This is a genomic window from Mycobacterium seoulense (assembly GCF_010731595.1).
GTDB lineage: Bacteria > Actinomycetota > Actinomycetes > Mycobacteriales > Mycobacteriaceae > Mycobacterium > Mycobacterium seoulense.
Window position 1 is genome coordinate 2,087,475 of the sequence record NZ_AP022582.1, and the last position, 25,104, is coordinate 2,112,578.

Below are 25,104 nucleotides of genomic sequence, written 5' to 3' on the forward strand. Positions count from 1 at the left end.
TGAATTTCGCTAGCCGCGGGTCATGACCTTCGGAAGGACGCGGGCCAGGGGCTGCACCAGTCGAGGCGAAATCCTATGCAGCACATAGGGTGCCAGCACGTGCGTCCGCGGCGTGGCGACGATCAGCCGTGGGCGCGCGATCGCGTCGAGCACCGCGGCGGCGACGGTGTCCGGTGACGCGCCGTGCTTGTCGTAGAACGCCGCGATCTTCGCCTGTTCGGTGCTGAGGTCGCCGCGCATGGTCCCTTCCCGGACGATCGGAGTGTTGATGATGCCCGGGCACAGCGCGACGACGCGGATGCCGCGCGGCCGCAACTCGGCATTGAGGGCTTCACTCATCCCGACGACTCCGAACTTGGACGCGCAGTAGGGCGCCATCCGCGCGATGGGGTGCAGCCCCGCCTCGGACGCCGTGTTGATCACGGTGGCAGGGTGGCCTTGCTCGAGCATTCGAGGGACGAATGCCTGCACGCCGTAGGCGACGCCGAGCAGGTTGACCCCGATGACGCGCTGCCAGTCCTCGACGGTGGTGGCGTCGATGTCCGCTCCGTGGCCGATGCCGGCGTTGTTGTGCAGGATGTCGACACGCCCGTCCTGGTCGAAGACGGCCTTGGCCAATGCCTCGACCTCTTCCGGGTGGCTCACGTCGATCGCATGATCGACTGCGCCGCCACCTATTTCACCAGCCACGGCGGCGGCCGCGTCGGCATTGATGTCGGCGACGTGGACTTTGGCCCCATGCCGGGCCAGCAGGCGCGCGGTCGCCGCACCGATCCCCGATCCCGCGCCGGTGACGACGGCGATCTTGCCGGTGAGGTTGATGTTCTTTGCCATGGTGCTTCCTTCCAGACACGTCGATTCATGTGGCGTGACGCCAACACTGACGCGCAACCGGGCCTGGAGTCTTGATGAATCAGGACAGGTTTTTGACAATTCGGCACAGGCGAACAGCGCGGCCTCACTTGAGCGCCAGTCGTATTCGTCGGCCCAATAGCCGGCCAGGTCGCGGGTGTATGCCAGCGGCATGCCCTGGCTCCAGTCGTCCACGCATTCGGCTTCCGGCCAACGCGTGCGCCGCAGGCGCGAGCGCAGATCTTCCAGGACATCGTCGCAGACGTCGATGCGAAACGGCATCAGGGTTGCTCGTTCACGCCACTGAGACTGCCACACGGCATCATGCATTCGGGATGAAGTCTCGCCAGGCGTAGCCGATGCCCGGTCGGCGCCGGCTGCCCTCGACGCCGGCGAAGCCATTCTTGCGGCCCAGCGCGTGAACCATGAACGTCCACGTCACCGTTGACGGTCACGGTTGGCGGGTGGGCCCTGTGGGTCTGGGAGTGGCGGATGGGGCCGGTGGCGTGTCGGTGGGCGCGAGGATCGGGCCGTTGCTGGGGCCCGGTCGAGGCCCCGTCGGTTCGGGTGTCGCGCATCCCCATGGCACCGTGGCGCCCCAGTTCGTGATCGGTCCGGGATTTGCCTCGTCAACGGTCGTACCGCGGGCAAAGCCGTCGGCATTGATAAGGCCGGTGTAGTGACCGCGGGGTCCGCTGCCCCAGCGGATGGTGAAGTCGATGCGGGTGCGGTCGATGCCGCCGCTGACGGTGCCGGTCATTGCGGTTTTGCCCGATGAGTCCAACGCACTCGCGCTGCCGCTGGCGCTTGGGCCGGTCGATCTGAATTGCACCGTAAAGCCGTTGGCTTGGCGCAGAGAGTAGTCACCGATGAACTGAAACTGGTCACACGCCGGGGCGAGCGGCACCGGCGGCCACGCTCCCGCGAGAGCTGGGCCCGACAGGAGCGCTGCTGTACCGAGAGCCGTTGCGGCACCGAGCAAGCCAGGCTTGCTCGCGATGCTGACATGCGACATCGGAACTCCTTGCTTAGGCCGGCGAACCGGTACGGTCCGGTTCGGCGCTGCCTGGTTAGAACGTCACATTCGTTTCGGCGTGGCCAATCTCCTGAGACTGCTTGCCGCTGGCGTCGTGGCACGAGACCACGACGTGATAACTGGTTCCGGTGTTGAAACCACTGAAGGTCTGATTCGTACTCCCGTTCGGATCAACCGTGAAGTCACGGTGAGTATTGAAAGGGGTCGAGTCATAGGTGCACTTGGCGGTGAGGGCCGACGAGTTCGAAATCGTGGCCGTGATGCTGCCCAAATGCGGAGGACCGAACGACAACTGGATCGCGTTGGTCACCGGCGCCGCCGCCGGAGGCGGATTGGGATTGGGAGTCTTGGAGCAATCCGAGCCCGCCGGCAGGTAATACCCGCCCCCGTTACTGCAATGGACGCGCTCGTTTGAGTTTGGCGCCGGGGCCGGCGCCGGAGCCGGTGCGGCTGGTTGGCCGAGTGCGATGCCCACGTCGTCGAATGAATCGTTTACCCGGTAGAAGCCCACGCCGAAGTCTTTGTACTTGCAGTCCTTGATTGCGCCGCTGGCCTGGCCCATGACGCCGTTGATCGCCTGGGACGCAGGGTCGCCCGTCATATTGAATCGCGTGACGCTGCCGTTATAGTTCCCGGCGGGAGGGACCCCCGGCAAGTGATTACCTACGGCGGCTTGCGCCTCGCCTTCCAGCGCAATGCTGTAGTTCAGTGGCCCGCAAACTGATTGTGCACGTGCGCCGTTGACGGCGCCGCGGACGTTGTCGAGCGGATCGGCGTGCGCGGTCGGCATCGCCATTGTCGCCGAGGCGCATCCGACGGCACAGGCCGCCAGCACATATCCAACGGACCGTGCTTTCTGACCGACATTGCTCGACTGCTTGGTCATCTGCTCTCTCCATGGTTGACGGCTTCCACGCGGCGGCGCTCTGCTCGATCGCGTGCTTCACGTCCGCAGCCGCGCCGAACCGGATGTGGCCTTCTCGCCGCCCCCAAAGCCCAGCTCAGCTGCGAGTTCGATGCTATGACGTTGCGCGCGACGCAGAAATCAGGGATTTCCCTTATCTTTTCGCCATTGGCGGTGCCGTGACCAGCGTTGACGTGCGCGCCGACATGGTGGGTGGCGCGTTCAATCGTTTGTTGGCAGGGTCCTGTCGTCGCGGCGGTAGGTGCCGCGAACGCGGTCTTCGACGGCGGGGTTGAGCTGCTGCGGCGCCATTCCCGCGTGTCGGCAGACCTGCTCAACGGTGTCCGCGGAGTCCGCCTCGAAAATCCCGAAAATCCATTCGCCGGCAGGAACCGCCATCGTCATCACGCGTCGCACCGACGCGCCGTCGGCCGACACCGACTGCGACGATTCGTCGAGCCTGGCGGCGATGCGGTCAATCTCGTCTTGGTTGAGCTCGCCGCGGTACCACTCCGCTAGGAAGAACCGCGTGCCGTGCGCGCGACCGCTCATCGCCGAGACGCTACGTGTCGATAACCGCGGCGTCATCAGGGATTCCCCTTATTTCCCAAATCATTAGCCGACTACTCACGTCAGCAACCGACGACGCGTGTCGGAATCGGGCAACGAAGCTGGTTCAGCGCACGAACGTAGTCCGTTCGCACAGGCAGCGCCATCAACCCGGGCGCACCTCAACCAGGCAATCTGCAGCCATTGCGCAGGCAATTGCCAGCCCTTAGGCTGGGTAATCGCTGGCGGCCGCACGAGTGAATGCGCGAATCCCCGATGTCATCGACAAGTCGCACCGACGGTGACTGACACCGACAGGCTCGTAACGGGCCGGCCGGGGCGCTCGGCTGAGGCTCGCGCCGTCGAGGACTTCCTCGCCTCGGCAAGCACTGCACCGTCCGCTTTGGTGATCGAGGGCGACCCTGGCATCGGCAAGACGACGTTGTGGTTGTCGGCGCTCGACCAAGCCCGCGAACGCGGTTTTGCGGTGCTGGCCGCGCGGGCGTCGGCCACCGATTCCGTTCTGGCCTACGCCTCGTTGGCCGACCTTATTGTCGACGCCGGGCTCGATGCGACGCCGCTGCCGGATCCGCAACGTCTCGCGATCGACCGGATCCTGTTGCGCGCCAAAACCGACGGCCAGCCCACCGATCAGCGCACGGTGGCCGCGGCATTTTTCTCCGCGATGCAGATTCTTGCCGAGACGTCACCGGTGCTGGTGGCCGTCGACGATCTGCAGTGGCTGGATCCCTCCAGCGCCCAAGCGATCGGTTTCGCCGCACGACGAGCCACTGGACCCGTCGGCTTGCTGGCCACCTTCCGCACCAACAGCCACCACGACGGTGCACCGTCCTGGTTTGCCCCACCCCCACCCGCAGAATTGACGCGGATCCGACTGGGCCCGTTGAGCGTTGGTGCGCTTCACTCGGCGGTGTCGCGGCGCCTTGGCCGCTCGCTATCGCGGCCCCAGATGTCACGCATCTATGAAGTCTCGGCCGGAAACCCGTTCTATGCCATCGAACTGGCCCGCGCGCTGCTCGACCAGCCACCGGGCGCACACGTGTCGATGCCGGCCACACTGATGGAGCTGGTGCACAACCGCATCGGCACACTCGACCCGGCGGCACGCCAAGCGCTGCTGGCCATGGCCTGCGTGGGCGCACCGACCATCGGCGACATCGCATGCGCAATCGGCAGCGACACCGACCACGCTCTCGGACTGCTCGAAGTCGCCGAAACACAGGGCATCGTTGAGATTTCCGGCAATCGTGTCCAATTCATCCACCCCCTGCTGGCCCGCGGCTGCTACGACGACGCCACCGCGGCCCAGCGCCGCGCAATGCACCGATGCCTGGCCGAACTCGTGACCGAACCCGAACTGCGCGCCCGCCACCTCGCGCTGTCCGACCCCACCGGCGAACCGCAAACCCTAGAAGCCCTCGACACCGCCGCCCACATCGCCCGCATGCGCGGCGCCCCCGCCGCCGCAGCCGAACTGCTCGAACTCGCAATCGGTCTAGGCGGTGACACCGCAGCACGTCGGATCCTCTGTGCCACCCACCATTTCAACGCAGGAAACGCGGCGCATGCCCGGATTATGCTCAAGCAGACCCTAGTATCGGTCGCGACCGCGAAGCAGCGAGCCGAAGCGTTGAATGTGCTGGGTCTGATGAGTCATCTCGAGGGCAGTGTGATCGAGGGTGCCGATCAACTCGAGCGTGCCCTCGCCAACGCGGGAGATGATCTCGCGTTGCGTGTGCAGATACTTGTGTCGCTGTCCTGGATTCAGACCCACAACGCCGATCAACTCGCTGCGTCGGCGCGCAGCATCGCAGATGCTGTTGCGAGTGCCGTTCGCCTGAACGACACGCAACTCCTCAGCCAAGCGCTCGGCATGAATGTTGTGGTGCACTTGCTGCTCGGCAGCGGTTGCGATGATCAAAAACTCTGCCGTGCAGTGGAGTTGGAGAACCAACAGGCCGCGACAACGGTAATGTTTCGCCCAACGGTTCACGATGCACTCGCCTCGGCCTGGACCGGACGACTCGACCTGGCCCATGACAAGTTCGTTGCCATCAGAAGGAACTGTATAGATCACGGCGAGGAGAGCGAGCTTGTCTTCGTCACGTTTCACCAGGTCCTCAACGAAATCTGGCGAGCCGACCTCACCGAGGCTGCCCAGCTGGCCGAGGACACGGTTGAACGGGCACGTCAGCTTGGTGGGACGCTGTCGCTCGCTGCGGCTTTGACCGCCCGGGCGCTCGTTGCCGCCTACAGTGGCCGGGAGCACGAGGCTCGTCACGACGTGGACGAGGCGATCGGACCGATGCGAGAATCCGGCACGGAGCTCCTCACGGCGTGGACCGTAGCGGTCTTGGGATTTCTTGAAGTTTCGCTGGGCAATTATCAGGCGGCCATCGATGCGCTCGAACCACTGCTGGCCAGGGTCGGGGCCGCGCCGAATGCAACGGAGATATTCGTCGCCTGGTTTCTCCCGGACGCCGTCGAGTCGCTCATCCAATCGGGCCGGATGGACGAGGCGGCACCATGGATCGAAATTCTGGAAAGCAATGGCCGGCGGCTTGAGCGCGCCTGGATGCTGGCCGTCGGCGCCCGCTGCCGCGCGATGCTGTTGGCCGCACGGGGTGACCTGGCCGCGGCGACCGCGGCGGCCCAGACCGCGATGACCGAACATGACCGGCTGCCGATGCCGTTCGAGCGGGCCCGCACCCAGCTGCTGCTCGGTCAGCTGCAGCGCCGCCAACGCCACCGCGACACCGCCCGCGCCAACGTCGGTGCGGCGCTGGCGGTGTTCGACGAACTGGATACCCCACTGTGGTCGGCGAAGGCTCGGGCGTCGTTGGCCCGTTCCGACATCAGCACGGGCACGGCCAAACTATTGACGGCAGGCGAGCGGCGCGTGGCCGAGCTCGCCGCGTCGGGCATGACCAACCGGGAGGTAGCCACCGCGTTGTTCATCAGCCCCAAGACCGTCGAAGTGCACCTCAGCCACGTCTACCGCAAGCTCGACGTGCGCACCCGCGCGGAATTGGTCCGCCGCGTCGACCAACTCGACTTGTGACCCGGCGCCATGGTCTCACGGCACGCAGCGACGCTCACCGCGCGAGCGTAACGCCAGGGCGAAAATCGGGGCCGAAAGACGCCATGGCGTTACGGTCGCGAAGCCCAAAGCGAATGAGTGGGCGCGGACGGTATCGAACCGCCGACCGCTGGTGTGTAAAACCAGAGCTCTACCACTGAGCTACGCGCCCGTGCCCGAGGCAGGCTACACGCACCAAGCCCGAGTACCCAATAGTCTCAGTCCCGCAAAGCCGTCAGCGCATCGGTCCACAGCCGCTGGTTGCGGGATTCGCCGGGCTGTTTCATCTCGGCGAACCGGATGATGCCGGAACGGTCGATGACGAAGGTGCCGCGGTTGGGGTAGCCGGCCTCGTCGTTGAACACGCCGTAGGCCTGGCTGACCTCGCCGTGCGGCCAGAAGTCCGACAGCACCGGGAAGGTGAACCCGCTCTCCAGCGACCAGATCCGGTGGGTGGGCGGCGGCCCGACCGAGATGGCCAGCGCCGCGCTGTCGTCGTTCTCGAAGTCGGGCAGGTGATCGCGCAGCTGATCCAGCTCGCCCTGGCAGATGCCGGTGAAGGCCAGCGGGAAGAACACCAACAGGACGTTCTTGGCGCCGCGGTAGGCGCTCAGCGTGACACGCTGTTGATTCTGGTCGCGCAGTGTGAAGTCCGGGGCGGTGGCGCCGACGGACAGCATCAACGCTTCCCGGTTCGGGATTTCGGCTGCACCAGCCGGCTGGCGCTCCAGTCACCCAGGTTGACCGACGAGGTCGGCATCAGACCGGCGGTGGGCGCCGCCTCGGCGATCTCGGCGGGCAGCACGTGACCGGGCTTGCCGGTCTTGGGCGTCAACACCCAGATCACGCCGTCCTCGGCCAACGGGCCGATCGCGTCCATCAGGGTGTCCACCAGGTCGCCGTCGCCGTCGCGCCACCACAGCAGCACGACGTCGACCACCTCGTCGGTGTCCTCGTCGAGCAACTCACCGCCGCACGCTTCCTCGACGTCAGCGCGGATCTCGTCGTCGGTGTCCTCGTCCCAGCCCCATTCCTGGACAACTTGGTCTCGTTGGATGCCCAGTTTGCGGGCGTAGCCCGGGGCGTGATCCGCCGCGACCACCGTGGAGCCTCCTTGCATCTGTTCGCAAGCCGTCTGCGCGCTCTGCGATTGGGGATTATCGTCGCACAGCCGCAACCCGGTCGTCACTCGTGCCTCACGAGGCGCCTCAGAAGGACGCCAGGCAGAGTTTCAGCGCCTTGGTCTTGGCGTCGTTGAGCCGGTCCACCCGCCGGTTGAATTCCCCCGTCGGCGCATGGGTGCCGATGGCGTTGGCCACCCCGCGCGCCGCGTCGATATACGTGTTGAACGCGTCCTTCAGCTGCTGGGACAGCGCATCGTTGAAGCTGTTGCTCACGGTGTCGGCGCTGTTGTTGAGCGCGTCGATGGCCGGCCCCTCCGTGGGGCCGGTGCCGCGACCCGCGTTGAACGCGCCGACGAAAATGTTCACCTTGTCGATCGCGTCCTTGCTGGACGTGGCCAGCGTGTCGCACGAGGTGCGCACCGCCCTGGTGGTCAGCGACTGCTGCCGCTGGGACTCGCGCACCCGCGACGTCGCCGACGATGCCGACACCGACGCGGACACCGACTGGCGGTAGGCCGGGGCCACCTGGGTGTCCGGCGTGGCCGTGCCGTTGGTGACGGTGGTACACCCCACGATCCCCATCAGCGTCGCCGCGATACATCCAAGCGCCAGAGCGCCTCGCCTGGGGAAGCTCCCCGCAGGGACGGCACGCCATCCGATGAGCACGGCTCCTGACGTTACCGGTTGCCTTTCCCGAAAGTCCCGCCACGGACGACTTCGTGTCCGCCGGGTGAGCCCGCATCGGCGACCAGGCGTCGGCTGGCCCCGCGAAACGCCGGTGCGGCACGATAGGGGGAGACGGTGCGCAGCACCCGAGGGCACAACCCCCGCCAACTACAGGAGCAGTGCGTTGACAACCGAGTTCGCGCGCCACGATCTGGCGAAAACCCCCAGCAGCGCAAGCGAACCCGACCGCGTTCGGGTGATCCGCGAAGGCGTCGCCTCGTACCTGCCCGACATCGACCCAGAAGAGACCTCGGAGTGGTTGGAGTCGTTCGACGAGCTGCTGGAGCGCTCGGGACCGTCGCGGGCGCGGTATCTGATGCTGCGGCTGCTGGAGCGGGCCGGCGAGCAGCGTGTCGCCATTCCGGCGCTGACGTCAACCGATTACGTCAACACGATCCCGACCGAACTGGAACCGTGGTTCCCCGGCGACGAGGACGTCGAACGGCGCTTCCGGGCCTGGATCCGGTGGAACGCCGCGATCATGGTGCACCGCGCCCAGCGGCCGGGAGTCGGCGTGGGCGGCCACATTTCGACGTACGCGTCCTCGGCGGCGCTCTATGAAGTCGGCTTCAACCACTTCTTCCGGGGCAAGTCGCATCCCGGCGGCGGCGACCAGGTCTTCATCCAGGGCCACGCGTCGCCGGGGATTTACGCGCGCGCCTTCCTCGAAGGCCGGCTCAGCGAGGACCGGCTCGACGGCTTCCGCCAGGAGCACAGCCACGCCGGCGGCGGGTTGCCCTCCTATCCGCACCCCCGGCTGATGCCCGACTTCTGGGAGTTCCCCACGGTCTCGATGGGCCTGGGCCCGCTCAACGCCATCTACCAGGCGCGGTTCAACCACTACCTGCACGACCGGGGCATCAAGGACACCTCCGATCAGCACGTGTGGTGCTTCTTGGGTGACGGCGAGATGGACGAGCCGGAGAGCCGCGGGCTGGCGCACGTCGGCGCGCTCGAGGGCCTGGACAACCTGACCTTCGTGATCAACTGCAACCTGCAGCGCCTGGACGGCCCGGTGCGCGGCAACGGCAAGATCATCCAGGAGCTGGAGTCGTTCTTCCGCGGGGCCGGCTGGAACGTCATCAAGGTGGTCTGGGGCCGCGAGTGGGACACGCTGCTGCACGCCGACCGGGACGGCGCGCTGGTGAACCTGATGAACGTCACCCCCGACGGCGACTACCAGACGTACAAGTCCAGAGACGGCGGTTACGTGCGCGAGCATTTCTTCGGCCGCGACCCGCGCACCAAGGCGCTGGTCGAGCACATGACCGATTCCGAGATCTGGAACCTCAAGCGCGGCGGCCACGACTACCGCAAGGTGTACGCCGCCTACCGGGCCGCCGTCGACCACAAGGGCCAGCCCACGGTCATCCTGGCCAAGACCATCAAGGGTTACTCGTTGGGCGCGCACTTCCAGGGCCGTAACGCCACGCACCAGATGAAAAAGCTTGCGCTGGAAGACCTTAAGTGGTTCCGGGACTCGATGCGGATCCCCATCAGCGATGCGCAGCTGGACGAGAATCCCTACCTGCCGCCCTACTACCACCCCGGGCCGGACGCCCCGGAGATCCGCTACATGCTCGACCGTCGCCGCACCCTCGGCGGCTTCCTGCCCGAGCGCCGCACCAAGGCCAAGGCGCTCAAGCTGCCCTCGCGTGACATCTACGCCGCGCTGAGGAAGGGGTCGGGCACCCAGGAGGTCGCCACCACCATGGCGACCGTGCGGACCTTCAAGGAAGTGTTGCGGGACAAGGAGATCGGCCCGCGCATCGTGCCGATCATCCCCGACGAGGCGCGCACGTTCGGCATGGACTCGTGGTTCCCGTCGCTGAAGATCTACAACCGCCTCGGCCAGCTGTACACCGCCGTCGACGCCGAGCTGATGCTGGCCTACAAGGAAAGCGAAATCGGCCAGATCCTGCACGAGGGCATCAACGAGGCGGGCTCGGTGGGCTCGTTCATCGCGGCCGGCACGTCGTACGCGACACACAACGAGCCGATGATCCCGATCTACATCTTCTATTCGATGTTCGGCTTCCAGCGCACCGGTGACGGCCTGTGGGCCGCCGCCGACCAGATGACCCGCGGCTTCCTGCTCGGGGCCACCGCGGGGCGCACCACGCTGACCGGCGAGGGCCTGCAGCACGCCGACGGCCACTCGCTGCTGCTGGCCAGCACCAATCCGGCGGTGGTGGCCTACGACCCGGCGTTCGCCTACGAGATCGCCTACATCGTGGAAAGCGGGCTTGCGCGGATGTTCGGGGAGAACCCGGAGAACATCTTCTTCTACATCACCGTCTACAACGAGCCGTACGTGCAGCCGCCGGAGCCCGAGAACTTCGATCCCGAGGGCGTGTTGCGCGGCATCTACCGCTACCGCCCCGCCAGCGAACAGCGCGCGAACACGGCGCACATCCTGGCCTCCGGCGTGGCGATGCCGTCGGCGCTGCAGGCGGCCGAGATGCTGGCCGCCGAGTGGGACGTCGCCGCCGACGTCTGGTCGGTGACCAGCTGGGGCGAGCTGAACCGCGACGGCCTGGCCGTCGAGAAGGCGAAGCTGCGCCACCCCGACCGGCCGGCCGGCACCGCCTACGTCACCCAGGCCCTGTCGAACACCAGCGGCCCGGTGATCGCCGTGTCCGACTGGATGCGCGCCGTCCCCGAGCAGATCCGGCCCTGGGTGCCCAACACGTTCGTCACCCTGGGCACCGACGGGTTCGGCTTCTCGGACACCCGTCCGGCCGCGCGGCGCTACTTCAACACCGACGCCGAGTCGCAGGTGGTCGCGGTGCTCGAGGCGTTGGCGCGCGACGGCGAGATCGACCCCTCGGTGCCGGTCGCGGCCGCGCGCCAGTACAAGATCGACGACGTCCAGGCCGCGCCCGAGCAGACCTCCGACCCCGGGGTGGCCTGACGCTCGGCTTGGTTATCTCCGCGAGCGCCCGGCCAGCCGGGCACTGGGCGTCGAGCGCCCGGCCAGCCGGGCACTCGAGCGCCACAACGCCCAGCACGACGCAAAACCGCCCGCACCTTTGGCGGATACTTCCAGAAAAGTGGCGTAGGTTTTAGGGGTGAATGACAACCCGTTCGCCGGCCCCTTCGCCAAGCAGCCCCGGTCGCCGCTCGAACTGCTGGACACCGTGCCCGACTCCGTGTTGCGGCGGCTGAAGCAGTACTCCGGGCGACTGGCCACCGAAGCGGTGTCGGTCATGCAGGACCGGTTGCCCTTCTTCGCCGACCTGGAGGCGTCGCAGCGGGCCAGCGTGGCGTTGGTGGTCCAGACGGCCATCAACAACTTCGTCGAATGGATGCAGGACCCGCACAGCAACGTCAGCTACACCGCCCAGGCGTTCGAGCTGGTGCCCCAGGACCTGGCCCGCCGGATCGCGTTGCGGCACAGCGTGGACATGGTGCGCGTCACCATGGAGTTCTTCGAAGAGGTGCTGCCGCTGGTGGCCCGCTCCGAGGAGCAGTTGACCTCCCTGACCGTGGGCGTGCTCAAGTACAGCCGTGACCTGGCGTTCACCGCCGCCTCGGCCTACGCCAACGCGGCCGAGGCCCGCGGCACCTGGGACAGCCGGATGGAGGCCAGCGTGGTCGACGCGGTGGTCCGCGGCGACACCGGGCCGGAGCTGTTGTCCCGGGCCGCGGCGCTCAACTGGGACACCACCGCGCCGGCGACCGTCGTGGTCGGGGCCCCCGCGCCCGGCCGGGACGGGACCACCGGGCCGGGCGACAGCCAGCGGGCCAGCCAGCACGTCCGCGACATCGCCGCGCGCCACGGCCGCGCCGCCCTCACGGACGTGCACGGCACCTGGCTGGTCGCCATCGTGTCCGGCCAACTGTCGCCTACTGACAAATTCCTCGGCGAACTGCTGGACGCGTTCTCCGACGGCCCGGTGGTCATCGGGCCCACCGCACCCATGCTGACGGCGGCCTATCACAGCGCCAGCGAGGCGATTTCGGGGATGAACGCCGTCGGCGGCTGGCGGGGGGCGCCCCGGCCCGTGCTGGCTCGCGAACTCCTGCCCGAACGCGCCCTGATGGGGGACGCCTCGGCCATCGTGGCGCTGCACACCGACGTCATGGGGCCGTTGGCGGACGCGGGGCCCACCCTCATCGAAACCCTGGACGCTTACTTGGATTGTGGCGGCGCGATTGAAGCCTGTGCCAGAAAGTTGTTCGTTCATCCAAACACCGTGCGCTACCGACTCAAGCGGATCACCGACTTCACCGGACGCGATCCCACCCAGCCGCGCGACGCATATGTGCTGCGAGTGGCGGCCACCGTCGGCCAGCTCAACTACCCCACCGCTCCCGCCGGCGTCGCCACCAAACCGATTCCCCCTGTTCCGCTGCCGGTCAGGGCGGCTATCGTGGGTCAATCCGAGTGATAGTGATCCAGACAACAGATCGCGGCACGGTATCGAACATGTAGCTTACGGAGCTGTTTTGTAGGGACTACACAAAAACCTAAGACCAGGTTCATAATCTGTTACACCCGCCAAAACCGTTTCCACAGTGTTCTCTTAAACACGTGATTGCTTTGCTTGCGCCCGGACAGGGTTCGCAGACCGAGGGGATGCTGTCGCCGTGGCTCGAACTGTCCGGCGCCGCGGACCAGCTCGACCTGTGGTCGAAGGCCAGTGGCCTCGACCTGGTCCGGCTGGGCACCACCGCGTCGACCGAAGAGATCACCGACACCGCGGTCACTCAGCCCCTGGTCGTCGCCGCCACCCTGCTGGCCCACCAGGAACTCACCAAGCGCGGCCTGCTGTCCGACGCGGACCTCATCGTCGCCGGCCACTCCGTCGGCGAGATCGCGGCGTATGCGATCGCCGGTGTGATGGCCGCCGATGACGCCGTCGCGCTGGCCGCCACCCGTGGCGCCGAGATGGCCAAGGCGTGCGCCGTCGAGCCGACCGGCATGTCGGCCGTGCTCGGCGGTGACGAGGCCGAGGTGCTGGCCCGTCTCGAGCAACTCGACCTGTTCCCCGCCAACCGCAACGCCGCCGGCCAGATCGTCGCCGCCGGCCCGCTGACGGCGCTGGAGAAGCTGGCCGAGGACCCGCCGGCGAAGGCCCGCATCCGCGCCCTCGGTGTCGCCGGGGCGTTCCACACCAAGTACATGGCCCCGGCCCTCGACCGCTACGCCGCCGCGGCGGCGTCGGTCGCGACCTCCGAGCCCACCGCCACGCTGCTGTCGAACCGCGACGGGCAGCCCGTCGCCTCCGCGGCGGCGGCGATGGAGGCGCTGGTCGCCCAGCTGACCCAGCCGGTGCGCTGGGACCTGTGCACGGCGACCATGCGTGACCGCGAGGTCACGGCGGCCGTGGAGTTCCCCCCCGCGGGCACTCTGACGGGCATCGCCAAACGAGAACTTCGGGGGGTCACGACCCGCGCCGTCAAGGCACCCGCAGACCTGGACGCAGTGGCCGAGCTCTGACAGCCGCATCCAGTACAACCACATAACGCTCTATAAGAACGCTCTGTTCGACTAACACAACACATTAAGAAGGGAAGACGCTGTGGCCGTCAGCCAGGAAGAAATCATCGCCGGTATCGCGGAGATCATCGAAGAGGTCACCGGTATCGAGCCGTCCGAGGTCACCCCGGAGAAGTCGTTCGTCGACGACCTGGACATCGACTCGCTGTCGATGGTCGAGATCGCCGTGCAGACCGAGGACAAGTACGGCGTGAAGATCCCGGACGAGGACCTCGCCGGTCTGCGCACCGTCGGTGACGTCGTCTCCTACATCCAGAAGCTCGAGGAAGAGAACCCCGAGGCTGCCGAGGCGCTGCGCGCCAAGCTGGAGACGGAGAACCCCGACGCCGTCGCCAACGTCAAGGCAAGGATGGAAGCGGACCAGTGAGCAAGCCTTCCACTGCTAATGGCGGTTACCCCAGCGTTGTGGTAACCGCCGTCACGGCGACGACATCGATCGCGCCGGACATCGAGAGCACGTGGAAGGGTTTGTTGGCCGGCGAAAGCGGCATCCGCGTCCTCGAAGACGAGTTCGTCACCAAGTGGGACCTGCCCGTGAAGATCGGGGGTCACCTCAAGGAGCCCATCGACGAGCACATGAGCAGGCTCGACTTGCGGCGGATGTCCTACGTCCAGCGGCTGGCCAAGTTGCTCAGCACTCAGCTGTGGGAGACCGCCGGCAACCCGGAGCTCGACCCCGACCGGTTCTCGGTCGTGGTCGGCACCGGGCTCGGTGGCGCCGAAAGGATCGTCGAGAGCTACGACCTGATGAACGAGGGCGGTCCCCGCAAGGTGTCGCCGCTCGCCGTTCAGATGATCATGCCCAACGGCGCCGCGGCGGTGGTGGGCCTGCAGCTCGGGGCCCGGGCCGGGGTCATCACCCCGGTGTCGGCCTGCTCGTCGGGATCCGAAGCGATCGCCCACGCCTGGCGTCAGATCGTCATGGGTGACGCGGACGTCGCCGTCTGTGGTGGCGTCGAGGGTCCCATCGAGGCGCTGCCCATCGCGGCGTTCTCCATGATGCGGGCCATGTCCACTCGCAACGACGAGCCCGAACGCGCATCGAGGCCGTTCGACAAGGACCGCGACGGCTTCGTGTTCGGCGAGGCCGGGGCCCTCATGGTGATCGAGACCGAGGAGCACGCCAAGGCCCGCGGCGCCAAGCCGCTGGCTCGGCTGATGGGCGCCGGCATCACCTCGGACGCGTTCCACATGGTGGCGCCAGCCGCGGACGGCGTGCGCGCCGGCCGGGCGATGCAACGGGCTCTCGAGTTGGCCGGCTTGTCCCCCAAGGACATCGACCACGTCAACGCTCACGGGACGGCGACACCGATCGGCGACACGGCCGAAGCCAACGCCATCCGGGTCGCCGGCTGCGAGCAGGCAGCGGTGTACGCACCCAAATCCGCACTCGGCCACTCCATCGGGGCGGTCGGTGCGCTGGAATCTGTTCTCACGGTATTGAGCCTTCGGGACGGCGTGATACCGCCAACACTCAATTACGAAACCCCTGATCCCGAGATCGACCTTGATGTTGTCGCGGGCGAACCTCGCTACGGCGATTTCCGTTACGCCATCAACAACTCGTTCGGATTCGGTGGCCACAACGTGGCTCTCGCCTTCGGGCGGTACTGAGCACGGCATCCGGCGACGACGGGGGCCGCGAGCGGCCCGGCGAGTAGCCGGACAAGTACGGAAGGAACGTTCGCAAGACCCATGACAGAGCTGGTTACCGGGAAAACGCTCCCGAACGTGGTCGTCACTGGCGTTGCCATGACGACCGCACTGGCGACTGACGCCGAGAACACCTGGAAGCTGTTGCTGGACAGCCAAAGCGGTATCCGCAGGCTCGAGGACCCGTTCGTCGAGGAGTTCGACCTGCCGGTCAAGATCGGCGGGCACCTGCGGGAGGAATTCGACAGCCAGATGACCCGCGTCGAGCTGCGCCGGACGGGTTACCTGCAGCGGATGTCCACCATCTTGAGCCGACGGGTCTGGGAGAACGCCGGCTCGCCGGAGGTCGACTCCGACCGCTTGCTGGTGTCCATCGGCACCGGGTTGGGTTCGTCGGAGGAGATGGTCTTCAGCTACGACGACATGCGCGCTCGTGGCATGAAGGCGGTCTCTCCGCTCGGGGTGCAGAAGTACATGCCCAACGGCGCCGCGGCGGCGGTGGGCCTGGAGCGGCACGCCAGGGCCGGCGTGATCACGCCCGTGTCGGCGTGTGCGTCCGGTTCCGAGGGTGTCGCCCAGGCATGGCGCAACATCGTCTTCGGCGAGGCCGACATCGCCATCTGCGGTGGTGTCGAGACCAAGATCGAGGCGGTGCCGATCGCGGCGTTCGCCCAGATGCGCATCGTGATGTCGACCAAGAACGACGACCCGGTGGGCGCATGCCGCCCGTTCGACCGGGACCGCACCGGCTTCGTGTTCGGCGAGGCGGGGGCGCTCATGGTGATCGAGACCGAGGAGCACGCCAAGGCTCGTGGGGCCAACATCCTGGCCCGGATCATGGGCGCCAGCATCACCTCGGACGGCTACCACATGGTGGCGCCGGATCCCAACGGCCTGCGGGCCGGGCACGCGATGAGCCGGGCGATCCAGCTGGCCGGCCTGACACCCGGCGATATCGACCACGTGAACGCCCACGCCACCGGCACCTCGGTGGGTGACGTCGCCGAGGGCAAGGCGATCAACAACGCGCTCGGCCCCCACGGCGGCAACGCGGCGGTCTACGCGCCCAAGGCCGCGCTGGGCCACTCGGTCGGCGCGGTGGGTGCGGTCGAGTCGATCCTCACGGTGCTCGCCCTGCGCGACCAGGTCGTTCCGCCGACGCTCAACCTCGAGAACCTCGATCCGGAAATCGATCTGGACGTGGTGGCGGGCAAGCCGCGGCCGGGCAATTACGAGTACGCGATCAACAACTCGTTCGGATTCGGCGGGCACAACGTCGCGATCGTCTTCGGGCGGTACTGATCAGCGCTTCCTCACCAGAGAGCACACCCGGAACAGGAGACATTGCGATGACAATCATGGCCCCCGCGTCGGTTGGCGAGTCGCTCGACCCCAGGGACCCGTTGCTGCGTCTGAGCAACTTCTTCGACGAGGGCAGCGTCGAGCTGCTGCACGAGCGTGACCGCTCGGGTGTGCTTGCGGCGTCGGGCAACGTCAACGGCATGCGCACCATCGCCTTCTGCACCGATGGCACGGTGATGGGCGGCGCCATGGGCGTCGAGGGCTGCGCGCACATCGTCAACGCCTACGACACCGCCATCGAGGAGCAGAGCCCGATCGTGGGCATCTGGCACTCCGGCGGCGCCCGGCTGGCCGAGGGCGTCAAGGCCCTGCACGCGGTCGGGACCGTGTTCGAGGCGATGATTCGCGCGTCCGGATACGTTCCGCAGATCTCGGTGGTCGTCGGTTTCGCCGCGGGTGGGGCCGCCTACGGCCCCGCGCTGACCGACGTCATCGTGATGGCGCCGGAAAGCCGGGTGTTCGTCACCGGGCCCGACGTGGTGCGCAGCGTCACCGGCGAGGACGTGGACATGGCGTCCCTCGGCGGACCGGAGACCCACCACAAGAAGTCCGGGGTGTGCCACATCGTCGCCGACGACGAGCTCGACGCCTACGAGCGCGGCCGCCGGCTGGTCGGATTGTTCTGCCAGCAGGGGCATTTCGACCGCAGCAAAGCCGAAGCGGGTGACACGGACATCCACGCGCTGCTGCCCGAGTCCGCACGACGGGCCTACGACGTGCGCCCGATCGTGACCGCGATCCTGGACGACGAGACGCCGTTCGACGAGTTCCAGGCCAACTGGGCGCCGTCGATGGTGATCGGGCTGGGCCGCCTGTCGGGCCGCACGGTGGGCGTGCTGGCGAACAACCCGCTGCGCCTGGGCGGCTGCCTGAACTCCGAAAGCGCCGAGAAGGCAGCACGTTTCGTGCGGCTCTGCGACGCGTTCGGCATCCCGCTGGTGGTGGTGGTCGACGTGCCGGGCTACCTGCCCGGCGTCGACCAGGAGTGGGGCGGCGTGGTGCGCCGCGGCGCGAAGCTACTGCACGCCTTCGGCGAGTGCACGGTTCCGCGTGTCACGCTGGTCACCCGAAAGACCTACGGCGGGGCCTACATTGCGATGAACTCGCGGTCGCTCAACGCGACCAAGGTGTACGCCTGGCCGGACGCCGAGGTTGCCGTGATGGGCGCCAAGGCCGCCGTCGGCATTCTGCACAAGAAGAAGCTGGCCGCCGCGGCCGACCACGAGCGCGAGGCGCTGCACGACGAACTGGCCGCCGAGCACGAGAAGATCGCCGGCGGTGTGGACAGCGCGATCGAGATCGGTGTGGTGGACGAGAAGATCGACCCGTCGCACACCCGCAGCAAGCTCACCGAAGCGCTGGCCCAGGCGCCGGCGCGTCGCGGGCGCCACAAGAACATCCCGCTGTAGGCCAGCTGCTCTAGCGGCCGAGGATCGCCGTAAGCGCCTGGCGCAGTTCGCCGTCGGGATCCGCTGGCAAGGCTTCCATCCGCCAGCCGACGAAATCGTCCGGACGGACCAGTATCGCGCCCTCGGGCGCGAGTCCGGTGACCGCCGCCCACTCGTCGCTCTCGATGCGATGCGCCGCCACCGACGCCGAAGCCGCGGCGGCACACCAGCGCTCGTCGCCGGACAGCAGGGTGAATCCCGGGCCCAGCAGGTCGAGCGTCGAAACGCCGTCGCGCACCCAGACGTGCGGAACCCGGGTGCCGGGTTGCGCCCGCAACTCCGAGACCAGTTGCACCGCGTCCGGCTCGCCGGGCCCGTTCACAATGGCCGCCGAGTGGTAGCGGTATCCGATGAGCAACTCGAACATCGAGCACTCTTCGTCGGCCGGCAGCCGGGGCCCGTCGTCGCCCATCGGGAGCACGGCAAGCGTCGGCCCGGTCAGCGACTGGCGGGCCGCGAACCGCCCGACCGGGTGACGCTCGGCATGGTAGGTCTCCAGCAACGAAGGACCGGCCGTCCCGTCCAGCACGGCGGCGAGCTTCCACGCCAAGTTGTGCGCACTCTGGATGGCGGTGTTGGCTCCCCCGGCCTTGAACGGCGGCATGGTGTGCGCCGAGTCGCCGACGAGAAAGACTCGGCCACACTGGAAGTGGTCGGCCACCTGCTCGTAGGGCTGCCAGGCCGCGACCTCGATGACGTCGATCTCGATCTCCTCGCCGATCGCGTCGGTGAGTAGCTCGCGGCACCGTTGCGGTGTGAACTGGTCCGCCGACTCGCCCTTGCCCGGGAAATACATGGTGATGAACATCCCCAGCTCGCCGTCGACCAGCAGAAAGATCCCATCCACGTCGACATTCTTGACTTGCACGGCATCGCCGTCGGCCAGGTGCGAGACGAACTTCGTCCAGGGCGCCCGGAAGTAGATGAAAACGACGTAGATCGGCAGCGCGCCGTAACCGGAGGTCTTGACGCCCAACCAGTTTCGGATCGGACTGTGCACGCCGTCGGCGCCGACGAGGTAGTCGGCGCGGATGGTCTCTGACTCCCCGGTGTCCCGATCGCGCAGCACCGCGGTGACCCCCGCGTCGTCCTGCTCGAGCGACGAGAGTTCCGTTCCGTACCGCACCTCGCTGCCCCGTCGGCGCGTTTCGGCCAGCAGAATCGGCTCCAGCCTGCTCTGCGGGCAGTACTGCGCCGCGGGCTCCGGGCTCAGGGCGTCGAGCCCCGCGAAGATCGCGTTGATATCGATGGCCAGCTTCTCCTCGGCGCTGTTGAGCGCGGGCCTGACCTTCATCTCCGAAACATGGTCGGCGACCGCATGTACTTCATCGCTCAGACCAAGACCCCGCAGAATCTCGAGGCTGCGGAAGCTCAGATTGCGCGCTTTCGGATAGATGAACACCTCACGCCGCTTCTCGATCAGCAGCGAATGCACCCCGTGCTTGGCGAGCAACGCTGAGGTGGCGAGGCCGCCGGCCCCGGCGCCGACGATGAGTACGGGCACGCGAGTGGTCGTCATAACTGAAATGATAGTTACTACCATTAGATATTGACAGCCATAATTTCCGGCCGCCCGGGCGTGTGGCGCCCTAGCCGAACCGCGCGACGAACTCCTCCGCCACGGCGACCACCCGCTCGCGATCGGACTCCACCAACCCGATGCGCGTGCGCCGATCCACGATGTCGGAGACGTTCAGCGCACCCTCGTGGGTGATCGCGTACTCGAATTCCGCCCGGGTGACGTCGATGCCCTCCGCGACGGGCTCCGTCGGGCGCTTGCAGGTGGCGGACTCGACGACCTTGGCCGCCTCGGCGCCGTACCGCTGCACCAGCGACACCGGCAGACCGGCGACCGGACCGGTCGCCCCGGGGTTGCCCGGCGCGCCGATCAGCGGCAGGTCGTGCGTCCGGCACTTGGTGGCGCGCAGGCGCCGCAGGCTGACCGCGCGGTCCAGCACGTCCTGGGCCATGTAGCGGTATTCGGTCAGCTTGCCGCCGATCACGCTGAGGATCCCGGATGCCGACTCGACGACGGCATGTTCGCGCGAGACGTCCGCGGTGCGACCCTCGCCGGTATCGATCAGCGGCCGCAGCCCCGCATACGCGCCGATGACGTCGGCCGGGCCGAGCGCGGCGCCCAGCGCGGTGTTGACCGTGTCCAGCAGGAACGTGACCTCGTCGCCCGACGGTGTGGGCACGTCCGGGATCGGACCGGGAGCCGCTTCGTCGGTCAGCCCCAGGTAGACCCGGCCCAGCTGCTCGGGCATCGCGAAGACGAACCGGTTCAGCTCGCCGGGAATCGGAACCGTCAGCGCCGCAGTGGGATTGCCGAAGGCGGCGGCATCGAACACCAGGTGGGTACCGCGGCTGGGCCGCAGCTTCAACAGGCCGTCGATCTCGGCCGCCCACACCCCGGCCGCGTTGATGACCGCGCCGGCCGCGACGTCGAACGACTCCCCCGTGCGCTGGTCGGTCAATCGCACCGAGGTGCCGCTCGCCCGCGACGCCGCCACGTAGGTCAGGATCCGGGCGCCGTGCTGCGCGGCGGTACGCGCGACCGCGGTGACCAGTCGGGCGTCGTCGATCAACTGCCCGTCGTAGGCCAGCAGGCCGCCGTCCAGGCCCGCACGCCGCACGGTGGGCGCCAGCTGCACGACGCGCTCCGGGCCGACTCGGCGGGACCGGGGCAGGGTCGACGACGGCGTGCCCGCCAGCATCCGCAAGGCGTCGCCGGCCGCGAACCCGGCGCGCACCAGGGCGCGCTTGCCCCGGCTCATCGACGGCAGCAGCGGAACCAGTTGCGGCATCGCCCTCACGAGATGAGGGGCGTTGCGGCTCATCAGGATTCCGCGTTCGACGGCGCTGCGGCGGGCGATCCCCACGTTGCCGCTCGCCAGGTAGCGCAGGCCGCCGTGGACCAGCTTGGAGCTCCAGCGGCTGGTGCCGAAGGCCAGGTCGTGCTTCTCCACCAACGCCACACGCAGCCCTCGGGACGCGGCGTCCAGGGCGATGCCGGCGCCGGTGATGCCGCCGCCGATCACGAGGACGTCGAGCGGCTCGCCCTCCGCGAGCGCGGTCAGGTCGGCCACGCGGCGGGCCGCGTTCAGCGCGGTGGGCTCGGGTATCACGACAGGTATCCGTTCAGCGAGTAGGCCAGTTCGCCGGCCAGCGCGTCGGCGTCCAGGATGGGTTCGACGATCTGCACCGACTGAATGGTCGACTGGGCGATCAGCAACACCATGGTGGCCATCTGGACGGGGTCGCCGGCGCGGACGCTGCCGTTGCGCTGGGCCACGCGAAGCCGGGCGGCAAGCGCGTCAATCAGCATGTGCTGGCTGGTCCCCAGGCGTTCGGTGATGTAGATCGGTGCGAGTTCGGAGTGCAGCACCGACATGACCAGCCGGTCCCGGCGCAGCAGGTTGGCCACCGTAACAATCTGTCGCACAAGCGATTCGCGGTCGTCCCCGAGCAGCGGCGCGTCCCGCATCACGTCGGTGACGTGCCGGGTCAACAACGCCGCGACGATCGACTGGGTGTCCGGCCAGCGCCGGTACACCGTGGGCCTGCTGACGCCGGCGCGCCGGGCGATTTCGGCCAGGGTCACCCGGTCCACCCCGAAATCGACCACACAGCTGGCTGCTGCCGCGAGGATGCGCTCCCCGGTGTCCACCTGAGCGCGAGCGTTACTGATTGACAGCATGTGTAATACTGTAACGCATGACGCAACCCGAGGGTCTCCTCCCGCCGATGAAGTGGAACGCGTGGGGTGACCCCGCCGCGGCCAAGCCGCTCTCGGAGGGGATCCGGGCACTGCTGAAACAGGCTGTGGGCGTGGAGGATTCCGGTGCCGCCGAACTCGCACCCGACCAGGTGCGGCTGCGACCGTCGGCGTTGTCGGAGGCCGACCGCGACGCGCTGGCGGGCGTCGTCGGTGCGCCGTACTGCCGCACCGACGACCTGGACCGGTTGCTGCACGCGGGCGGCAAGTCCACCATCGACCTGCTGCGCCGCAAGGACCCGGGGGTCCAGGACGCGCCCGACGCCGTCCTGCTGCCCGGCGACGACGAGGCCGTGGCCGGGATTCTCCGCTACTGCACCGAGCACCGCATCGCGGTCGTCCCCTTCGGCGGCGGCACCAGTGTGGTCGGCGGCCTGGACCCCATCCGCGGCGAATTCCACGCGGTCGTGGCCCTCGACCTGCGCCGCCTCGACCAACTGATCTCGCTCGACGACGTGTCCGGCCAGGCAGTGTTCGGGGCCGGCGTCACCGGCCCCGACGCGGAACGTCTGCTTGGCGCCCAAGGCTTTTCGCTCGGACATTTTCCGCAGAGTTTCGAATACGCCACCATCGGCGGGTTCGCCGCGACCCGCTCGTCCGGACAGGACTCGGCGGGCTACGGCCGGTTCAACGACATGGTGCGCGGGCTGCGGGTGGTCACCCCGGCCGGCACCATGGACCTGGGCCGCGCCCCCGAATCCGCCGCGGGTCCGGATCTGCGCCAGCTGATGATCGGCTCGGAGGGCGTCTTCGGCGTCATCACCCGGGTGCGGCTGCGCGTGCACCGGACCCCGGAAGCCGTCCGCTACGAGGCGTGGTCCTTCCCCGACTTCCAAACCGGGGCCGCCGCCCTGCGCGCCGTCACCCAGACGGCCACCGGCCCCACCGTCATCCGCCTCTCCGACGAGGCCGAGACCGGGGTCAACCTCGCCACCACCGAAGCGATCGGCGAAAACCAGATCACCGGCGGCTGCCTGGGCATCACGGTGTTCGAGGGCACCGAGGAACACGTCGAAAGCCGGCACGCCGAAACCGCCGCCCTGCTGGCCGCACACGGCGCGACGTCGCTGGGCGAAGCGCCGGCGCGGGCCTGGGAGCACGGCCGGTTCGCGGCGCCGTATCTGCGCGACTCGCTGCTGTCGGCGGGCGCGCTGTGCGAGACGCTCGAGACCGCCACCGATTGGTCCAACATTCCGGCGCTCAAAGCCGCAGTGACGCAGGCACTTACGGATGCGCTGAGCGAGAGCGGCACGCCGGCGCTGGTGATGTGCCACATCTCGCACGTCTACCCCACCGGCGCGTCGCTGTACTTCACCGTCGTCGCCGGGCAGCGCGGCAACCCGATCGAGCAGTGGAAGGCCGCGAAAAAGGCCGCGTGCGACGCGATCATGGGCGCCGGCGGGACGATCAGCCACCACCATGCGGTCGGCGCCGACCACCGGCCGTGGATGCACGACGAGGTGGGCGAACTGGGCGTGCACGTCCTGCGCGCGGTCAAGGCGGCCCTGGACCCCGCCGGAATCCTCAACCCGGGCAAGCTGATTCCATGAGCCGGTGCGAGATCGCGAAGGTGATCGCGCTGACCAATCCGGTTTCGGGGCATGGCGCGGCCATCCGCGCGGCCGAGGTCGCGATCGCGCGGTTGCACCACCGCGGGGTGGAGGTCGTCGAGATCATCGGCGACGACGCGCAGGACGCGCGCTACCTGGTGGGCGCGGCACTCGAGAAGGGCGCCGACGCGGTGATGGTGACCGGCGGCGACGGCGTCGTCTCCAACGCGCTGCAGGTGCTGGCGGGCACCAACGTTCCGATCGGCATCGTGGCGGCGGGCACCGGCAATGACCATGCCCGTGAATTCGGGCTTCCCACAAAGGATCCCGAAGCCGCAGCGGACATCATCGTCGACGGCTTCACCGAAACCGTCGACCTGGGGAAGATTCGCGACGGCAACGGTTCCGAGAAATGGTTCGGCACCGTGGCGGCCACCGGATTCGACTCCCTGGTGACCGACCGGGCCAACCGGATGACCTGGCCGCACGGGCGGCTGCGGTACTACCTGGCGATGCTCGCCGAACTCTCGCAGCTGCGGCTGTTGCCGTTCCGCATGGTGCTCGACGGGACACGCGAGATCGATGCCGACATCACGCTGGCGGCCTTCGGCAACACCCGCAGCTACGGCGGGGGCATGCTGATCTGTCCGCATGCCGATCCCACCGACGGGCTGCTCGACATCACCATGGTGCACTCGGCGTCGCGGTCGAAGCTGGTGCGGCTCTTCCCCACCGTGATGAAGGGCACCCACGTCAACCTGGACGAGGTGACCACGACGCGGGCGCGGTCGGTCCACGTCGAATGCCCCGGCATCAACGTCTACGCCGACGGCGACTACGCCTGCGCGCTGCCCGCCGAGATCACCGCGGTCCCGGGCGCGCTGCGGATTCTGCGCCGGCCCGAGGACCGCTAGCCGACGCCGCGGCTGAGCCAGGTCACCTCGCCGACCTCGCCGCCGTCGCGGTACGCCTCCAGGGCGTCGTCCCACGCCGTTCCCAGCACGGTGTCCAGCTCGGCCGCCAGGGTGTCGGCGCCCTGCGACATCAGCGCCCGCAGCCGCATCTCCCCGACCATGACGTCGCCGTTGGCACTCATCGCCCCGCTCCACAGGCCGAGCTGCGGGGTGTGGCTGAACCGCTGGCCGTCCACGCCGGGGCTGGGGTCCTCGGTGACCTCGAACCGCAGTACCGACCACGAGCGCAAGGCGTTGGCCAGCCTGGCGCCGGTGCCCACCGGCCCGACCCAGTTGGTGACCGCGCGCAGCTGGCCGGGCATGGCCGGCTGCTGCGTCCACGTGAGGTTCGCCTTCGCCCCAAGGGTCGACGACAACGCCCACTCGACATGCGGGCACACCGCCGCGGGCGAGGCGTGCACGTACACCACGCCAGTCGTCACGTCGGCGAATTGATTCGACGCACGCATATGCTGCTCCTTCGGTTCCGCGAGGGACGTCTTCCCCAACGACCTGGCGGGACCTGGCGAGCAGGATGTCTAACTATTTTGTGTGTCGTGCGT

General features: G+C 68.0%; 21 protein-coding genes and 1 tRNA gene. 11 read left to right on the top strand and 11 right to left on the bottom strand.

Features of this window, described 5'->3' with window-relative positions; translation table 11 throughout:
- Positions 1–9 precede the first annotated feature (9 nt).
- Positions 10–1,254, bottom strand: a complete 1,245-nt coding sequence (locus G6N37_RS09605; protein ID WP_163679166.1) for an SDR family NAD(P)-dependent oxidoreductase — start codon at positions 1,252–1,254, stop codon at positions 10–12.
- A 305-nt stretch (positions 1,255–1,559) separates the two neighbouring features.
- Between G6N37_RS09605 and G6N37_RS09610 the strand changes: the two genes are divergently transcribed.
- Positions 1,560–1,715 carry a hypothetical protein gene (locus tag G6N37_RS09610; protein ID WP_163679169.1) on the top strand — a complete coding sequence of 52 codons (156 nt, stop codon included), beginning with the start codon at positions 1,560–1,562 and terminating at the stop codon, positions 1,713–1,715.
- Between the two features lie 207 nt (positions 1,716–1,922).
- Here the strand turns inward: G6N37_RS09610 and G6N37_RS09615 are convergent, their stop codons facing one another.
- Together G6N37_RS09615 and G6N37_RS09620 are read right to left on the bottom strand one after the other, a co-directional pair.
- Complete coding sequence (locus G6N37_RS09615; protein WP_163679172.1) at positions 1,923–2,774, bottom strand: hypothetical protein; 852 nt, start codon at positions 2,772–2,774, stop codon at positions 1,923–1,925.
- 240 nt (positions 2,775–3,014) lie between these two features.
- Positions 3,015–3,344, bottom strand: coding sequence for a hypothetical protein (locus G6N37_RS09620; RefSeq protein ID WP_163679175.1), 330 nt, complete (start codon positions 3,342–3,344; stop codon positions 3,015–3,017).
- A gap of 298 nt (positions 3,345–3,642) precedes the next feature.
- On the opposite strand from G6N37_RS09620, the gene G6N37_RS09625 reads away from it, so the two are divergent.
- Positions 3,643–6,423: a LuxR C-terminal-related transcriptional regulator gene (locus G6N37_RS09625; protein ID WP_163684825.1), complete on the top strand. Its 2,781-nt coding sequence runs from the start codon at positions 3,643–3,645 to the stop codon at positions 6,421–6,423.
- A gap of 118 nt (positions 6,424–6,541) precedes the next feature.
- On the opposite strand, the gene G6N37_RS09630 is transcribed toward G6N37_RS09625, so the two are convergent.
- From G6N37_RS09630 to G6N37_RS09645, 4 genes are all read right to left on the bottom strand, one after another.
- Positions 6,542–6,613 (bottom strand) — tRNA-Val (locus G6N37_RS09630).
- 46 nt (positions 6,614–6,659) lie between these two features.
- On the bottom strand, positions 6,660–7,121 hold the full coding sequence (locus G6N37_RS09635) for a peroxiredoxin (protein WP_163679177.1): 462 nt from the start codon (positions 7,119–7,121) through the stop codon (positions 6,660–6,662).
- A complete protein-coding gene (locus tag G6N37_RS09640; RefSeq protein ID WP_197745731.1) occupies positions 7,121–7,543 on the bottom strand; it encodes a DUF3052 domain-containing protein in 423 nt (140 codons plus the stop codon). Before G6N37_RS09640 ends, G6N37_RS09635 begins: the two co-directional genes overlap by 1 nt.
- A 106-nt stretch (positions 7,544–7,649) precedes the next feature.
- Positions 7,650–8,231, bottom strand: a complete 582-nt coding sequence (locus G6N37_RS09645; RefSeq protein ID WP_163679182.1) for a hypothetical protein — start codon at positions 8,229–8,231, stop codon at positions 7,650–7,652.
- Between the two features lie 184 nt (positions 8,232–8,415).
- Here G6N37_RS09645 and aceE point away from each other — a divergent pair, with 184 nt between their 5' ends.
- From aceE to G6N37_RS09680, 7 genes are all read left to right on the top strand, one after another.
- Positions 8,416–11,205, top strand: coding sequence for a pyruvate dehydrogenase (acetyl-transferring), homodimeric type (gene aceE, locus G6N37_RS09650; protein ID WP_163679185.1), 2,790 nt, complete (start codon positions 8,416–8,418; stop codon positions 11,203–11,205).
- Between the two features lie 157 nt (positions 11,206–11,362).
- A complete protein-coding gene (locus G6N37_RS09655) occupies positions 11,363–12,685 on the top strand; it encodes a PucR family transcriptional regulator (RefSeq protein ID WP_163679189.1) in 1,323 nt (440 codons plus the stop codon).
- A 143-nt stretch (positions 12,686–12,828) separates the two neighbouring features.
- A complete protein-coding gene (locus tag G6N37_RS09660; protein WP_163679193.1) occupies positions 12,829–13,737 on the top strand; it encodes an ACP S-malonyltransferase in 909 nt (302 codons plus the stop codon).
- Positions 13,738–13,819: 82 nt separating this feature from the next.
- Positions 13,820–14,164, top strand: a complete 345-nt coding sequence (acpM, locus tag G6N37_RS09665) for a meromycolate extension acyl carrier protein AcpM (protein ID WP_073875492.1) — start codon at positions 13,820–13,822, stop codon at positions 14,162–14,164.
- Positions 14,161–15,411 (top strand): 3-oxoacyl-ACP synthase KasA, encoded by a 1,251-nt coding sequence (kasA, locus tag G6N37_RS09670; protein WP_163679196.1) that lies wholly within the window; start codon positions 14,161–14,163, stop codon positions 15,409–15,411. Before acpM ends, kasA begins: the two co-directional genes overlap by 4 nt.
- 81 nt (positions 15,412–15,492) lie before the next feature.
- The gene (gene kasB, locus G6N37_RS09675; RefSeq protein WP_083172796.1) at positions 15,493–16,752 is read left to right on the top strand and encodes a 3-oxoacyl-ACP synthase KasB; all 1,260 of its coding nucleotides are present in this window, start codon (positions 15,493–15,495) and stop codon (positions 16,750–16,752) included.
- A gap of 47 nt (positions 16,753–16,799) precedes the next feature.
- Entirely contained in the window at positions 16,800–18,221 is a 1,422-nt protein-coding gene (locus G6N37_RS09680; protein WP_163679199.1) for an acyl-CoA carboxylase subunit beta, read from the top strand.
- 10 nt (positions 18,222–18,231) lie between these two features.
- Here G6N37_RS09680 and G6N37_RS09685 read toward each other — a convergent pair whose 3' ends face one another.
- From G6N37_RS09685 to G6N37_RS09695, 3 genes are all read right to left on the bottom strand, one after another.
- On the bottom strand, positions 18,232–19,779 hold the full coding sequence (locus G6N37_RS09685) for an FAD-dependent monooxygenase (protein ID WP_167527374.1): 1,548 nt from the start codon (positions 19,777–19,779) through the stop codon (positions 18,232–18,234).
- A 70-nt stretch (positions 19,780–19,849) separates the two neighbouring features.
- A complete protein-coding gene (locus tag G6N37_RS09690) occupies positions 19,850–21,388 on the bottom strand; it encodes a glycerol-3-phosphate dehydrogenase/oxidase (RefSeq protein ID WP_163679205.1) in 1,539 nt (512 codons plus the stop codon).
- Positions 21,385–21,960, bottom strand: a complete 576-nt coding sequence (locus tag G6N37_RS09695) for a TetR/AcrR family transcriptional regulator (RefSeq protein ID WP_163679207.1) — start codon at positions 21,958–21,960, stop codon at positions 21,385–21,387. Before G6N37_RS09695 ends, G6N37_RS09690 begins: the two co-directional genes overlap by 4 nt.
- Before the next feature lie 47 nt (positions 21,961–22,007).
- Between G6N37_RS09695 and G6N37_RS09700 the strand changes: the two genes are divergently transcribed.
- Both G6N37_RS09700 and G6N37_RS09705 read left to right on the top strand, forming a co-directional pair.
- A complete protein-coding gene (locus tag G6N37_RS09700) occupies positions 22,008–23,588 on the top strand; it encodes an FAD-binding oxidoreductase (RefSeq protein ID WP_332107593.1) in 1,581 nt (526 codons plus the stop codon).
- Complete coding sequence (locus G6N37_RS09705; protein WP_163679213.1) at positions 23,585–24,502, top strand: diacylglycerol kinase; 918 nt, start codon at positions 23,585–23,587, stop codon at positions 24,500–24,502. Before G6N37_RS09700 ends, G6N37_RS09705 begins: the two co-directional genes overlap by 4 nt.
- Here G6N37_RS09705 and G6N37_RS09710 read toward each other — a convergent pair.
- Positions 24,499–25,011 carry a DUF3145 domain-containing protein gene (locus G6N37_RS09710; protein ID WP_073875472.1) on the bottom strand — a complete coding sequence of 171 codons (513 nt, stop codon included), beginning with the start codon at positions 25,009–25,011 and terminating at the stop codon, positions 24,499–24,501. The genes G6N37_RS09705 and G6N37_RS09710 overlap by 4 nt on opposite strands.
- Positions 25,012–25,104: the final 93 nt, after the last annotated feature.